General features: G+C 40.5%; 9 protein-coding genes and 2 pseudogenes. 5 read left to right on the forward strand and 6 right to left on the reverse strand.

From position 1 onward, the window contains the following. The first annotated feature begins 198 nt into the window (after positions 1-198). Positions 199-2,079, forward strand: a complete 1,881-nt coding sequence (locus IUZ65_RS06235; RefSeq protein ID WP_195702923.1) for a methyl-accepting chemotaxis protein — start codon at positions 199-201, stop codon at positions 2,077-2,079. 38 nt (positions 2,080-2,117) lie between these two features. On the opposite strand, the gene IUZ65_RS06240 is transcribed toward IUZ65_RS06235, so the two are convergent. From IUZ65_RS06240 to IUZ65_RS06250, 3 genes and pseudogenes are all read right to left on the reverse strand, one after another. Next, positions 2,118-3,113, reverse strand: a complete 996-nt coding sequence (locus tag IUZ65_RS06240) for a lipid A deacylase LpxR family protein (protein WP_195702924.1) — start codon at positions 3,111-3,113, stop codon at positions 2,118-2,120. A 120-nt stretch (positions 3,114-3,233) separates the two neighbouring features. Further along, the gene (gene pflB, locus IUZ65_RS06245; protein WP_195702925.1) at positions 3,234-5,510 is read right to left on the reverse strand and encodes a formate C-acetyltransferase; all 2,277 of its coding nucleotides are present in this window, start codon (positions 5,508-5,510) and stop codon (positions 3,234-3,236) included. Positions 5,511-5,749: 239 nt separating this feature from the next. Continuing rightward, positions 5,750-7,291, reverse strand: a pseudogene (locus IUZ65_RS06250) (DUF3360 family protein). Between the two features lie 811 nt (positions 7,292-8,102). On the opposite strand from IUZ65_RS06250, the gene IUZ65_RS06255 reads away from it, so the two are divergent. From IUZ65_RS06255 to IUZ65_RS06270, 4 genes are all read left to right on the forward strand, one after another. Beyond that, positions 8,103-8,873: an ABC transporter ATP-binding protein gene (locus tag IUZ65_RS06255; protein ID WP_195702926.1), complete on the forward strand. Its 771-nt coding sequence runs from the start codon at positions 8,103-8,105 to the stop codon at positions 8,871-8,873. A 167-nt stretch (positions 8,874-9,040) separates the two neighbouring features. Beyond that, positions 9,041-9,808: an ABC transporter substrate-binding protein gene (locus IUZ65_RS06260; RefSeq protein WP_331275671.1), complete on the forward strand. Its 768-nt coding sequence runs from the start codon at positions 9,041-9,043 to the stop codon at positions 9,806-9,808. Positions 9,809-9,968: 160 nt separating this feature from the next. Further along, positions 9,969-10,709: an ABC transporter permease gene (locus IUZ65_RS06265; RefSeq protein ID WP_195705019.1), complete on the forward strand. Its 741-nt coding sequence runs from the start codon at positions 9,969-9,971 to the stop codon at positions 10,707-10,709. Between the two features lie 5 nt (positions 10,710-10,714). Further along, positions 10,715-11,392, forward strand: coding sequence for an ABC transporter permease (locus tag IUZ65_RS06270; protein WP_195702928.1), 678 nt, complete (start codon positions 10,715-10,717; stop codon positions 11,390-11,392). A gap of 126 nt (positions 11,393-11,518) precedes the next feature. Here the strand turns inward: IUZ65_RS06270 and xthA are convergent, their stop codons facing one another. From xthA to IUZ65_RS06285, 3 genes and pseudogenes are all read right to left on the reverse strand, one after another. After that, entirely contained in the window at positions 11,519-12,325 is an 807-nt protein-coding gene (xthA, locus tag IUZ65_RS06275) for an exodeoxyribonuclease III (RefSeq protein WP_195702929.1), read from the reverse strand. 120 nt (positions 12,326-12,445) lie between these two features. Continuing rightward, positions 12,446-12,649 (reverse strand): annotated as a pseudogene (locus tag IUZ65_RS06280) (tyrosine-type recombinase/integrase); the annotation flags it as partial. Positions 12,650-13,286: 637 nt separating this feature from the next. Then, positions 13,287-14,474 (reverse strand): EAL and HDOD domain-containing protein, encoded by a 1,188-nt coding sequence (locus tag IUZ65_RS06285; protein ID WP_195702931.1) that lies wholly within the window; start codon positions 14,472-14,474, stop codon positions 13,287-13,289. Between the last annotated feature and the right edge of the window lie 202 nt (positions 14,475-14,676).

The following is a 14,676-nucleotide window of genomic DNA, read 5'->3' on the forward strand; positions in this document are numbered from 1 at the left end:
TTTTTCTTATTTGTTATTTTATTACATTTAGGTGCCATAACCTAGTCTAACTTTCTGCTAATACGTATGTTCTTTGATTAATGAATTGCTTTGATGGTGGTTTTTTCCATTCGCGTTATAATTGTTATGATATTGTTAAATTTATCGTAGGGCGCATTTTGGTTGCGCTATTATTACTGGTGTGTCTAAGGAAAATACATGGAACGTTTTTTATTCTCACAAAAAGAAAAAATATGGATTGTATTAGGGGTATTGATTGTCGGTTTTATCGGGTTGGCTGCTTACACAAGCAGTAGCTTTAAAGCAATGAATTCAGAATATCGCCTGAGTATAGATGTCACCAATGGCTCCAATGAGATTGAACAGACTCAGGTGAATCTGTTTAAGTTAGCTAACAGTTTAATGACCATGAACTCAGAGAAAGTAGAGGCCGTTAAGCAATCTTTATCTGCCATTCAAAATAAGGGTCAGATTAATAGAGAATACCTAAATAATGTCGGCATGGAAAATCGAGCAAATGAGCTGATGAACTTAATTGACCGCTACCAGAATACCGTCGACCCCTGGTTAACTCTTAGACGTGAACTGGGTTTTAATGCAGATGATGGGAAGTTAGGTAGGCTGAAAGAAATCGCTGTGATTATAGAACAAAAAATCGCAGAAACCGGAATGGTAACGCTCAACTCTGATTTTCAAACGATGATAAAAGCGCAGCAAAACTATCTACTTACTCCAAGTGAACAGAACCTAAAGCTTTTTAATCGCGCAAAAGCAGGTTTTAAGAATATGTCCAATACCTATGCGATGCTTGACCTATATGAAGAAGAGTTGGAAGCATTTTCAGTTACTTTTGAGCAGGTATCCGTGCTTTCTGGACAGCTGAGTGATATTGAAGCTGATCTTTACGTCAATCAAGATGTGTTGTTAACGGCTGTGGAGCAGATTACAACTGAACTTGCTGCTATTAGTGAGCGTTATCAAGATTCCGCATCCGCAACAGCAGACGTCTCACTTTGGTCGGTGCTTATCGCCTGCATTGTCCTCGCGGTGATAACCATTGTGATATTTATTACGCTCTCATTATCTATAACACGCTCGCTTAATCAAACCAATACGGCACTTCATTCGATTTCGAAAGGAAACCTAAGTGTGCGGCTACCGGTGACCCTTAACAATAAGGATGAATTTAACCAATTGTCGATGGCAATTAACCAAACCTGTGAGAACTTAACGGAGTTAGTTAGCGAAGTGCAAAGTAATAGTGACGCGCTTTCACTTAACGCGAAAGAACTTAATCGAGGTATTGAAAGAGTGGTCATGGGGCAATCGGAGGCCATTGAACAGACGCATATACTTGCTTCTGCGACAGAAGAAGTGAGCGTAACCACGCAAGAGGTTTCAAACAGCTTAGAGCGAGTTTCAGCAGTAAGTAAGTCGTCGGCTCAGTCTGCCGATGATGGAGGTAAGATTATTACGCTTGCGATTGAGTCGATTGAACAGGTAGGCAGTATTTTAACTCTGGCAGCGACGCATATTCAGCAATTAGAGGCGGCGTCGAATAAGATAGACTCAGTAATGGACATTATTAACGGTATCGCCGAACAAACCAATTTATTAGCACTGAATGCGGCAATAGAGGCGGCTCGAGCGGGTGAACAGGGTAGAGGTTTTGCCGTTGTCGCTGACGAGGTTAGAAACTTGGCGGTTCGGACGGTGGAAGCCGTTTCTGAGATTTCTGGCACTATCGAGACGCTACAGACCGAGAGTGGTGAAGTTATTCAGTACATCAACAAGTCTCAAAAATCGATGGAAGCCGGTAGACAAAATGGCCATGATGCTGTTCAAGCGTTATCTGAAATAACGGATAAGGCCGAAGAGGCGAGTCAACAGACGGATATGATATTTTCGTCAATTCGTGAGTTGGCAATAACAAGTCAGTCAATGGCTGATAGTATGTCTCAGATTTCGACCTCGATGAGCTCTATCGCCCTTAGTAATAATGAACTTAAACAGACGAGTCAACGAGTGGATAAACGTTCAACAACCCTAAATGAAAAATGCTTAAAGTTTACCTTGTAAAACATGAATTGTAGAATCAAGGCGTGGTATTGGGTCGCTTAAAACATCCAAAAAAGTGACATAGATAGATTTGCTGAGTAGCCGTTTAGGTCCTGTTCAAAGTCTTCTGATTTGAATGCTAATGTCGCGCTACCACCTATAGACTCGCCATACACTGCACCACCAAACACGGCCGTGGCCTGAAGGTGCTCTACGTCGGTAGGGTATACTTCATCTGGGCGGTCGCCGTCTATTGTTATGTCATTAAATCGATATCGTGCTTCAGCACCGGCGAATAGAAAAGCCCCGGTTGTTTTACCCTGTACCATATAGGACTTAAAGCTCATTTCATTCTCTGTTTTGGTGCTGCCAGTACTGTCTTGCAAGTTCAACCCCCACCGCCATAAAAGCCCGGTCGCGATTTCGCTTCGATAATTGCCCGCTAATATTCTAATCGGCGCGCTGATCTCATGGGATAGACCCGCTGACATATCAATGGCGTATAATTGGTAATTACTATCATAGGAAAGGTTCGCAATGAAGGTACCTTCTATCTGATAATCCCATCCTTGAGGAGTGTCGGAGCCGACAATTTCATGCACAATTCTCTGAGCGCCTTCGGCAAAAGATTTCGGGCCGGTTACTCCAATCATCAAACCAAAAGCCTGGGTGTATTTATCTGAAATTGTGATGAGTTCTCCTTGTGTATATAAGAGACCTGCATAAGCTCGCTCATTTGGTTCTGGTTGTTCTTTTTTGATGTCCGAAGGTGTCCACATTTTCTGACCAATATTTACGTGCCATTTATGTGTATTGAGTTCGTGCTTTTCAAGCAATGATAGAGGTGAGTAGGCGACTAAAGCATGGTCCAAATCTAAAAGTGATGTCGAATAATCGATTTGGATTCCGTTCGTATAATTTTGATCAGTACCAAATGGCCCGTCATTATCGAAGGAGATAGCAATCATGCTATCGTTGGCGTTTGCTGTAAATGGCAACAAGAAGATAGATGAGATAAATAGATGTTTTAATTGGATAATATCAGCCTTAAACAACTTTTATTATAATTACACTTAGTGTAGCCTTTTTTTTATAAAAAACAAAAAGCCCCGCATAAATGCGAGGCTTTAATCAATGTTCGCTATGACTAGCGAGATTGAATGATGTTTACTGGATTACATAGTCTCAGTAAACGTACGCGCGATTACGTCAGCTTGCTGCTCTGTAGTCAGAGAGTTAAAGCGAACAGCATAACCAGATACACGAATCGTTAGCTGAGGATAATTCTCAGGATGCTTAACGGCGTCTTCTAGCGTTTCACGGTTAAGAACGTTAACGTTAAGGTGTTGACCACCTTCAATGCCAGTCTCGTGGTGGAAATAACCATCCATCAGACCTGCAAGGTTTGCTTTCTGAGAGTTATCATCTTTACCTAGTGCGTTAGGTACGATAGAGAACGTATACGAGATACCATCTTTCGCATCAGCAAACGGCAGTTTACCGACTGATGTTAGTGATGCTACAGCGCCTTTCTCATCACGTCCGTGCATTGGGTTAGCACCAGGAGCAAATGGAGCACCTGCACGGCGACCGTCTGGTGTATTACCCGTTTTCTTACCATATACCACGTTTGAAGTGATAGTAAGAATAGACTGAGTAGGTACCGAGTTACGGTAGGTTTTCAGTTTACGGATTTTACCCATAAATACGGATACTAATTCACAAGCGATATCATCTACACGAGAATCGTTGTTACCAAATTTAGGATAGTCACCTTCGATTTCAAAATCGATAGCGATGCCGTCTTCATCACGTACTGGTTTAACTGTCGCGTATTTGATAGCAGACAATGAATCAGCCGCAACAGAAAGGCCAGCAATACCACATGCCATTGTGCGGTAAACGTCACGGTCATGTAGAGCCATTAATGATGCTTCGTAGCTGTACTTGTCATGCATGTAGTGAATGCTGTTTAGAGCCGTCACGTATTGCTTAGCAAGCCAATCCATGAAGTGGTCCATCTTGTCCCAAAGTTCGTCGTATGAAAGCACTTCAGAAGTGATTTTATCCATAACAGGACCAACTTGAGCTTTAGACTTCTCATCAACACCACCGTTGATTGTGTAAAGCATGGTTTTAGCAAGGTTAGCACGAGCTCCAAAGAACTGCATTTGCTTGCCAACAATCATTGGTGATACACAACATGCGATAGAGTAGTCATCAGACGCCATATCTGGACGCATTAGATCATCGTTTTCGTACTGGATAGAAGAAGTATCGATAGATACTTTCGCACAGAAACGTTTAAATCCGTCAGGTAGTTGCTCAGACCAAAGAACCGTGATGTTCGGCTCTGGGCTTGGACCCATTGTGTATAGGCTGTTTAGGAAACGGAAGTTACTACGTGACACTAAAGTACGTCCGTCAAGACCCATGCCGCCCATTGATTCTGTAGCCCAAATTGGGTCACCAGAGAACAACTCGTCATACTCAGGAGTACGTAGGAAACGAACCATACGTAGTTTCATTACGAAATGATCGATCATCTCTTGAGCTTGTGCTTCAGTGATAGTGCCAGCAGCGATATCACGTTCGATGTAAACGTCTAGGAAAGTCGAAGTACGACCTAAAGACATTGCAGCGCCGTTTTGAGATTTAACTGCGGCTAGGTAACCGAAGTAAGTCCACTGTACCGCTTCTTGAGCCGTCGTTGCAGGACCAGAGATATCACAGCCGTATTTAGCTGCCATTTCTTTGATTTGCTTAAGTGCACGATGTTGCTCAGCAATTTCTTCGCGTAGTTGCATTGTTGCTTCTAAATCTTCGCCATTCTCAAATCTCTCTTGAAGAGAATTGAATTGAGCTAGCTTGTCCTTCATCAAGAAGTTAATGCCGTATAGAGCAACACGACGGTAATCACCAATGATACGACCACGGCCATAAGCATCAGGAAGACCAGTTAGGACACCAGACTTACGACACGCCATAATATCAGGCGTATAGATATCAAAAACACCCGCGTTATGTGTCTTACGGTATTCTGAATAGATTTTGCTAACCATAGGATCAAGTTCGCGATCGTATGCTTTTGCAGAACCTTCAACCATGCGAATACCACCGTTAGGGATGATAGCGCGTTTCAATGGAGCGTCAGTTTGCAAACCAACAATGGTTTCTAGATCTTTGTTTATATAGCCAGCATCGTGCGCAGTGATGGTAGAAATAATAGAAGTATCGAAATCCACAGGAGCATGAGTGCTGTTTTCCTGCTTGATGCCTTCCATTACTTTAGCCCAAAGCGAATTAGTTGCTTCAGTACCTTCAGAAACTAGGAAAGATTCGTCACCTTCATAAGGCGTATAGTTCTTTTGAATAAAATCACGAACGTTTACTTCGTTTTGCCAATCTCCGTTCGCAAAACCTTCCCAAGCTTTAGCAAATTGCTCTGCCATGATATACCTACCTTTTTCGTAGAAAAATTACGTACTGTTTTTACTGATATTAGCTAGTGCCGAAGCACACAGTACACTTTTTAATTAATAACAATATTTATGACCAAATGATACGTCATTAAACCATAGATATTGTAACCAAAATTGTCATTCGATTTTGTGATTCAAATTATATTGTAAAATTTAAAAAAAATATACAAAAAAATGGGCAGCATTTCTGCTGCCCAATTTTTATCTATTTATAGGAAGCCTGGAATGCCATATTTTCCTTCAAACATACCGACTGAAAGCATTGCAATTAAGCAGATGACGAGCACAGAAGCAGGGATAACGACTTTATCAATGATGGATAATTTTTGAGCACGTTCTTTATTACCGATCAAACCATTGTTATCAAGCAACATCGTTAAGGCCCAAGCCAATACAGGGTTCGCTACAGCAGATGCGAAAATACAGATACCGGCTGCATGGGAGTCTTTCGTATCTTTAACCATTTGCATGCCCGCTTCCAATAGTGGAAGGAAAACACCCACTAGAAGAGCAATACGCATAACAGGAGGCCATACTGCTACATCCATAGGGAAACCTAAGATTGCAATAATCATGACCAAAAGACCAAGCAGGATCGCACCACCCGGGATAGGACGCTTAGCAATCGCCGCTGGGATCATATAAGTACCCCAAGATGATGTAATGTTACCACCACCCACTGCGGTACCAACCATCTGACGGATAGAACACATTGTCATCGTATCGTCTACATCCATAAGTACTTTTTCAGTACGCTTAGGATAGTTAAGCTCTTGGAAAATACGGTGACCAAGGAAGTCTGGCGACCACATTGCAACCGCCAGAATAGCAAACGGCAAAGAGGCGATGAAATGTTGCAGATTTGGTAAACCTAACATCCATCCTTCTTGTGTATTACCCTACCAGTAAACTGGGTTTAGGTTAGGAAGACCCATCTCTGTTTCAAAGGTCAGGTCAAAACCAGCACCAAATATCAACGCGATAAGTAGTCCAGTTACTGCACAAGCTGGGATAGCTAACCAACGCTTATTTATCTTCGCAAGGAATGCATAAAGAACAATGTTGACGCCTAACACAACCAGACCGATGTAGCCCATGCTGCCTTTCGCAATCTCAGCGGACTCAAGACCTACCGCCCAGCTTTGAATCTGGCCAATCTGACTCATGGTTCCGGTGAAACCGAGGAAAACAAGCAAACCACCTGCGACCCCTTCACTGGTCAAGTTGACTAACTTAGACCCACCTTTGAAGTAACTAAGTAGAAGACCAAATACGCCGAGTAATATAGCAAGCGCTAGAGGGTGAGCACCGGCAAGTGCAATCGTACCGATAAGCGGAATCATCGGACCGTGGTTGCCTGCAAGGTTGGCACGTGGGTTAATAAAACCAGAAGCAAGAACACAGAAAAGTAGAGCAGGAATAAGCATTTCTACGCGAGCAACTTCAATCGCAAAATCTTTTCCTAAATTGATGTGGTCCCATGCTTGAGTTAGGCCATCAGCCCAAGACATCATCACAGCCGAGTACATCGCGATTATACCAATAGTACCCGCAATGGCAGGTACTAGATCTTCAATTTCGAATCGGAAATCACGGCCCGGAAGGTTTAAAGCATAACGGCGTGGTTTCATTATTTGAAGTTCGTGGTCCAGATATTCAGAACGACTAGAGAACTCAGAAGCAGGGCGATGTAGCTCTGAATAGCTTTTCTCGTCGATTTCTGAGTGGTCTGTGTTGACTACGTCTGACATAGATTCCTCATTTAGTATTGTTAGTGATTTGAATTTTAAGTAGCTGTATAGCCATCATAATTGTGTTTTGTCATCGACATACTGTGCCACATGAATGTCGTGTTTTAATCATACTTCATATTAAAGTGACAAAGGACTAAAATTTGCCCCATATTTGCTGACGGAGTCTAACAAGCTACCTATTTTGGGTGATTGATCCTGATCATTTTATGAAAAATAGTGAAATAAAACTACGGGAAAATTGGTGGAATTGTGAGTTGGTAATCAGTTTCTGTAACTGCCTTTCAATAACTCAAGCATAAGAATATCTACTTTCACCACTGTCAACATGAATTCGGTAAGATAACTAAGAAATAAATAACCAATTATGAGGGGTTACAGTTGGGGTGAAGAGTTCGAAAAGTTCAATGGTTTAAACGGATGTTTAGGTCATTAATAAATGCCGTATATTTGTTCACAGTGGCATTGTGAAATTAAATATTTGATTGAAAATATCATAAGACCTTAATTATTTAGGGGATTAATCTGGGTGTGAAAGAGTTTGTGACAGTTATCACTAACTTTGCTACTAATATCGGAATTAATTAACTTTATATTTACAAGTTGCGGTATTTGTTTTTCTCGGGTTTTGCTGTTTTATGCGCTCATGGCTAGATTTATAGTCTGTATTTGAATAAAAATGCAGCACTATCGCTTGTGTATTGCTATCTTGTCAGTTAATGATTTGTTGCATGTTTCTAGGATGAATGCTAATTTGTAGCGACTAAAGAGGTCGGATAACCTCTCGATATTGCACAGGGAGTAGTGGCGCATGAATGATGTACCAGCGCTGGACATTAAAGATCTACATAAGACATTTGGTCAAAATGAAGTACTCAAAGGTATTTCGCTTCAGGCGCGTAAAGGTGACGTGATTTCGATTATTGGGTCATCTGGTTCAGGTAAGAGTACCTTTCTCCGCTGTATTAATCTTTTAGAGACACCAACCGCAGGTCAAATCTGGGTAGATGGTGAGCTCATCGAAATGAAAAATAACCGTCAAGGTGAATCTGTCCCTGTCAACGAAAAACAGGTGCAACGAATTCGTTCGCGTTTAGCTATGGTTTTTCAAGGTTTTAATCTCTGGTCCCATCTCACTGTACTAGGAAATGTAATTGAAGCACCTATTCACGTTCTTGGCGTGCCAAAAGCTGAAGCGATAGAAAAAGGCGAGGCGCTTCTTGATAAAGTCGGACTATTGGAAAGAAAAGATTATTACCCAGGACATTTATCTGGTGGTCAGCAGCAACGTGCGGCTATTGCAAGAGCGCTAGCCGTTGATCCGGAAGTGATGCTTTTTGATGAACCAACTTCTGCGCTCGATCCAGAGCTCGTTGGTGAAGTACTTGGCGTTATGCGCGATCTAGCAGATGAAGGACGAACCATGCTTGTGGTCACGCATGAAATGGCATTCGCCCGTGATGTATCAAATCATCTTATGTTTTTACATCAAGGTTTAGTTGAAGAACAGGGTGATCCTGCAAAGTTATTTACTGATCCGAAATCAGATAGGTTAAGGCAGTTTATATCGTCTATATACTAACAATATTTCAAAAAGTAGAGGTGGTGCAAATACCTATCTTTACAAGAAATATAACAACATGGAAAAGGTTTCATTAAGAGTTGGTTAGATTAGGAAAGCGAAGTCAATTTCCTTATTAATATAACCAAAACTTAGAAACCGAATTGCAAACACACAGGAGTATGGAAATGAAAAAGTGGTTATTAGCGGCAACATTGGCTGCTACAGCAGTAACAGGCGTAGCTCAAGCAAAGGATTGGAAGGTTGTGCGTTTCGGTATCGAAGGAGCCTATCCTCCTTTTAGTAAAACAGAAGCAGATGGCTCACTTAGTGGGTTTGATGTAGACATGGCTAACGCATTATGTACGGAAATGAAGGTAGAGTGTAAGCTCGTTGCTCAAGATTGGGACGGTATTATTCCTTCTCTATTATCTCGTAAATACGATGCGATAATCGCGGCTATGTCGATTACTGAAGAGCGTAAAAAGAAGATTGATTTCACAGGTAAGTACGCTTTAATCCCAAATAAATTTATTGCCAAAAAAGACGCTGCTCTCGATTTCTCAAATCTTGATGGTGTGAAAATTGGTGTTCAGCGCGCAACAACCCATGACAAATACCTGACGGACAACTTTAAAAATGTTGAAGTTGTACGCTACGGTTCATTTGATGAAGCGTATCTCGACTTAGGTAATGGCCGTGTTGCCGCCGTTTTAGGTGATGCATCTGCTCTAGAAGAGGGTGTGTTAAACCAACAAGGTGGTGAAGCTTATGAGTTTGTTGGTCCTTCATTAACCGATCCTAAATGGTTTGGCGACGGGTTCGGCATTGCTGTTCGCAAGCAAGACAAAGATTTAACAAAGACGCTTGATGCAGCGATACTTTCTTTACGTGAAAAAGGTATTTATCAAGAGATTCAAGCTAAATACTTTGACTACGATGTCTACGGTGACTAAGTAGTAAAATGAAGAGGTGGCGGTTACTGCCACCTCTTATCTAAAAGGAGTGTCCATTCAACACGTAATTTCGCCAGAGCTATAAGACATGAGGCGGAGTAATATGTTGAATGGTCATAACTTCGGCCTAGCTGGTTTGCTGAATAATGGACTAACGACGATGTTCGACTTACAAGGTTACGAAGCCTCTATATTATCTGGTGCACTATTAACGATACAGGTTGCTGTATTGTCACTGCTTCTTGCCGTTGTGTTAGGAATGGCCGGAGCGTTAGCAAAAATGGCGCCATACCGATTTGCAAGATCGATTGCTACCTTGTACACAACCATAATCCGCGGTATCCCTGATCTCGTGCTCATGATGCTGATTTTCTTCGGTGGGCAAATTCTTCTTAACAATAGTCTTTACGCTGTGAATGAATGGATAAATGAATGGATGGTATCTTCTGATCCTGCCCATGAATGGACAGCTTATCTGCCTGACTATATCGATATCAGTCCGTTTGTTGCCGGTGTATTAACCATTGGATTTATATTCGGTGCCTACATGGCGGAAACCTTCCGTGGTGCCATTATGGCGGTCGACAAAGGTGAACTGGAAGCGGCGAAAGCGTATGGGATGAGTGGTCCAATGGCATTTAAACGTGTTCTGCTACCTCAAATGATTCGTCATGCTTTACCTGGTTTTGGTAATAACTGGTTGGTGCTATTAAAAACCACGGCGTTGGTGTCCATTATTGGACTAGAAGACATGGTTCGAGTTGGTTCATTAGCCGCAGGGTCAACAAAAATGCCATTCACTTTCTATATGACAATTTCGATTATTTTCCTATTTTTCACCAGCGTTTCGACGGGCTTACTTAAGCTTGCAGAGCGAAAATTCAGTATTCACACGAGGTAGATGATATGGATTTCTCATTGATAATCGAAAGCCTGCCTATCTATTTCGAAGGGTTATGGACGACGCTTTGGCTAGTATCGGTTTCTCTTTTCTTGGGTTTATGTATTGCGATTCCATTAGCGGTCGCAAGAAACAGTCGCAATCCGTTGATTAGTTTTCCCTCATGGGCATACACCTACTTTTTTCGTGGAACACCGTTGTTGGTCCAGTTATATCTGATTTACTATGGTATGGACCAATTTGTACCGGTCAAAGATACGTTGTGGGAAAATGCTTGGTTCTGTGCTTTGGTGGCTTTTGTATTAAATACTTCGGCTTACAGTGCAGAGATTATACGCGGCTCTATTAACGGCTTGCCGAAAGGTGAAGTTGAAGCCGCTAAAGCCTACGGTATGAGTACGTGGAAAACGTATAAACGGATTATATTACCAAGTGCTTTGCGCCGCTCTTTACCGGCTTATAGTAATGAAGCGATATTCATGCTGCATGGTTCTGCGGTTGCGGGTATCGTGACTATATTGGATCTAACAGGTGCGGCTCGATTAGTTAACTCCCGCTATTATGCGCCATTTGAATCGTTCTTGACGGCAGGGTTATTCTATATGTGCTTAACGTTTTGCATCCTATGGTTCTTCAAATGGGCAGAGAAGAAGTATTTGGCTTATCTAAGGCCACTGAGCTAACGGTCAATCACTAGGAACAAAAAAGCAGCTTTATGGGGTCACTTCATAAGCTGCTTTTTTATTTATGGCGTAACCTAAATCACTTTCTGTTCAGGTGGGTTTGTACGTTGAACAGTTCAATTAGTATCAGCTAAACACAGACCAAATAGGTGCGTGATCAGACGGTTTTTCTATGCCTCGCAGTTCGTAATCGATGCCAGCTTCGACACATTTAGCCGCTAACTTAGGTGTTGCAAGAACGACGTCGATTCGCAAACCACGATTATCATCAAATCCACGTGAGCGATAGTCGAACCAAGAGTATTGATCTTGGACCTCAGGATACAAGTTCCTAAACGTATCTTCAAAACCCCAATCGAGTAGTGTTTTTAGCCATTCTCTCTCTTCTGGTTGGAACGAACATTTACCTGTTTTTAGCCAACGCTTACGATTTGCTTCACCGATACCGATATCTAAATCAATCGGGCTAATATTGATATCGCCCATAACTACGAGGTTGTCTTCGTTGGTGTGATGACCGCTTAAGTATGCCATTAAATCTTTGTAAAACTGGCGTTTATATGGATACTTTATCTCGTGTTCGATATTGTCGCCTTGAGGGAAATAGCCATTTAATACGGTGGTTTTTTCACCTTCTGCATTTTCAAAGGTTGCCATTATCATACGCTTTTGATGATCTTCGTCGTCAGTCGGAAAACCGTATTGAACAGATATTGGCTCTTGTTTACACATCATGGCAACGCCGTAGTGAGCTTTCTGTCCATGAAAGTAGACCTTGTAGCCCATTGCTTCAACATCTTCTAAAGGAAAAGCGTCGTTATGCACTTTAATCTCTTGTAGGCCAATCACGTCAGGTTGATGCTTATCGATGATCGCTTGAAGTTGATGCAGTCGAGCACGGAGTCCATTTATATTAAAACTGATTACTTTCATTAGTTTTTAACCTTATGATTTTACAAATATTTCTTATTTTGTAATGACTTATATTTATTGAGCACTGTATATATAAACATATAAATGGCAATGTTGGTACTTTTTTGAGTCATTTTGTCGTCATTTTTTGGTTACAATGCAGAGAGTTAATTCAATCACATCACTTAATTTGTCTGGCGAGAAATGGGCGTAAATCATGGTGTGTTTAATATTCATATGTCCAAGTATTTTCTGCAATACAATGATATTACCCCCGTTCGTTATGAAGTGTGAAGCAAAAGAATGTCGAAGTACATGAGTCGCTTGTCCTTTCGGCAAATCGGGAAAAGTATTCTATGCGTGACAACATATCTACAAGTAAATAGCCAGCCTCAATTATACTTTCGCCGGTCGATAAGCTTATTCTAAATGTAGTCAATAACTGATCTTTATTAGGACGCTTTTGCATGTTTTCAAATAGTGTTTCAATTATTGGCAACTTAGAAACGACAATTTGTGTTCGTTGATGATGTCCACACGACGTTTTTCACGCACGCTCGATTTAAGGTGTTTACCATGAACCTAGAACCAGACATCAACAAGCTTAAACAATGTTCTGTTCTCTAATTTTTCACCCAACCACGACTTACTATATATACGCTTCATTTAAAACAAACTTCTCGTAGGTCAGGACTTCGATCTTGCGGTTTAACGTCACATAACCATAGTTTGTAACTGTCGTCGTCAAATTTTTAAATGCTCATAAAAATCTGTGTATAAAAAAATATATTTATTTGTGGAGAAACTCAATGTTTTATACCAGCGGACAACTAACGGGACGGGTTATAGAAGCGAAATATAAGATAGCAATATTGTTCGTTCACTAGTCTAATTCTAATGCTCAATAATTTGTCTAGTCTACCTGAAATAGTAGTGTGTTGGTATACCGTCTATATTGACTATGAAATATCAACTATATTGTCTAATCCCAACGAATAGCATCTTCGAAACATCTACGAAGAGTCTCCGTTTCCACATTCATAAATTCAGCCATCTTATCCACAGTGTTCCATTCGCCATATTCATATGATTTTGCTAAAATTAATAAATTACTTAACGCACAGTCATTTTGAGTAAGCGCCTTTTTAATTGTATGGTCGATTGGAATTGACGAAACAACGTCCGCCATAGGTGCATCGAAAATTACATCCAATAGAGAGAATAACCCAACTAAGAAAGCAGATTCGCTATCAATTACGTTATCCATCGTTAGAGCAATTAATTCGCAAAACCTTGCCCTCTGTACCGATAAATTATTAATAATTGGAGGCTTAGAACTAGACAAATTGGTCATAATTGAAAAAGATATAAAGTACCTTAGTCTGTCCTCTCCTAAATATGACAACGCGTGGCTAAAAGAGCTTATCGAGCTCGTTATTTTGTCTGTATTCACATACTTCAAAAGCTCATAGGATAGAATTACATCAGACGAAAAAATAGATTCAATTTTTTTGAAATCAATACTCTTACGAGAAACTTCTTTAGCTAATTCTATTGCCGTCATTTGGCTTTTAGATATTCTCTTCTTCTTAATTATTTCTGGTTTGCTAAAAAAATATCCTTGGAAGTAATGAAAACCTGCTTCCAGTGAGTTTTGGTACTCTTCATGCGTTTCAACTTTTTCAGCAATGAATTTGATTTTTGAACCAGATATTTTCTTAATGAAATTCTTGACTTTATTGGCGGGAGTTATTCTTATGTCAAACTTTATTATGTCTACGTATGGAAGGAAAGGGATCCAGTCTGGAGAAGGAATGAAATCATCTAGGGCTAATTTATAACCAAGATTTTTTAGTTTAACCATAGCAAAAAATAATTCTTTTGTAGGGAGGCAGTCTTCCAATACCTCAATTACTATTTGATCTTTAGATAACAATGTGGGTAGAAGGTTTATGATGGAATTGTACGAAAAATTAATAAATGCCAACTTTCCTTCGATAATATCAGCATGAGTGGAAAAAAATTGTTCCGCCAAAATTCTATTAGTAGCATGGTCTGAATTTACGTCAGGGAATTTATTATCAAGACTATCTCGAAATAATATTTCATATCCAAATATGTCACCATTTTCGTCTAGAATTGGCTGTCTTGCCGCGTATGTATATGCCATATGTGTGTCATTAAGTAAATGTTACAACAATCCTATCATCACGTCCCAATGAAAAAATAGACATTTTACGCAACTTTATCTAAGTTATGACCGTCATCAAGATAAAGTTTGTTTGTAAAATTCCCAATAAGTTTTATGAAAGTTAAATATGTACATTATTCGCAAAAATAACTTTTTTCTATATAAATACGTATTAATTCTT

Origin of the sequence: Vibrio sp. VB16 (assembly GCF_015594925.2) — a bacterium.
Classification (GTDB): Bacteria; Pseudomonadota; Gammaproteobacteria; order Enterobacterales; family Vibrionaceae; genus Vibrio.

What these genes read in the sequence shown, in the direction of transcription:
- IUZ65_RS06235 (WP_195702923.1), top strand. Translation starts at nt 199, where the DNA reads ATGGAACGTTTTTTATTCTCACAAAAAGAAAAAATATGGATTGTATTA.
- pflB (WP_195702925.1), bottom strand. Translation starts at nt 5,510, where the DNA reads ATGGCAGAGCAATTTGCTAAAGCTTGGGAAGGTTTTGCGAACGGAGAT.
- IUZ65_RS06255 (WP_195702926.1), top strand. Translation starts at nt 8,103, where the DNA reads ATGAATGATGTACCAGCGCTGGACATTAAAGATCTACATAAGACATTT.
- IUZ65_RS06260 (WP_331275671.1), top strand. Translation starts at nt 9,041, where the DNA reads ATGAAAAAGTGGTTATTAGCGGCAACATTGGCTGCTACAGCAGTAACA.
- IUZ65_RS06265 (WP_195705019.1), top strand. Translation starts at nt 9,969, where the DNA reads ATGTTCGACTTACAAGGTTACGAAGCCTCTATATTATCTGGTGCACTA.
- IUZ65_RS06270 (WP_195702928.1), top strand. Translation starts at nt 10,715, where the DNA reads ATGGATTTCTCATTGATAATCGAAAGCCTGCCTATCTATTTCGAAGGG.
- xthA (WP_195702929.1), bottom strand. Translation starts at nt 12,325, where the DNA reads ATGAAAGTAATCAGTTTTAATATAAATGGACTCCGTGCTCGACTGCAT.
- IUZ65_RS06285 (WP_195702931.1), bottom strand. Translation starts at nt 14,474, where the DNA reads ATGGCATATACATACGCGGCAAGACAGCCAATTCTAGACGAAAATGGT.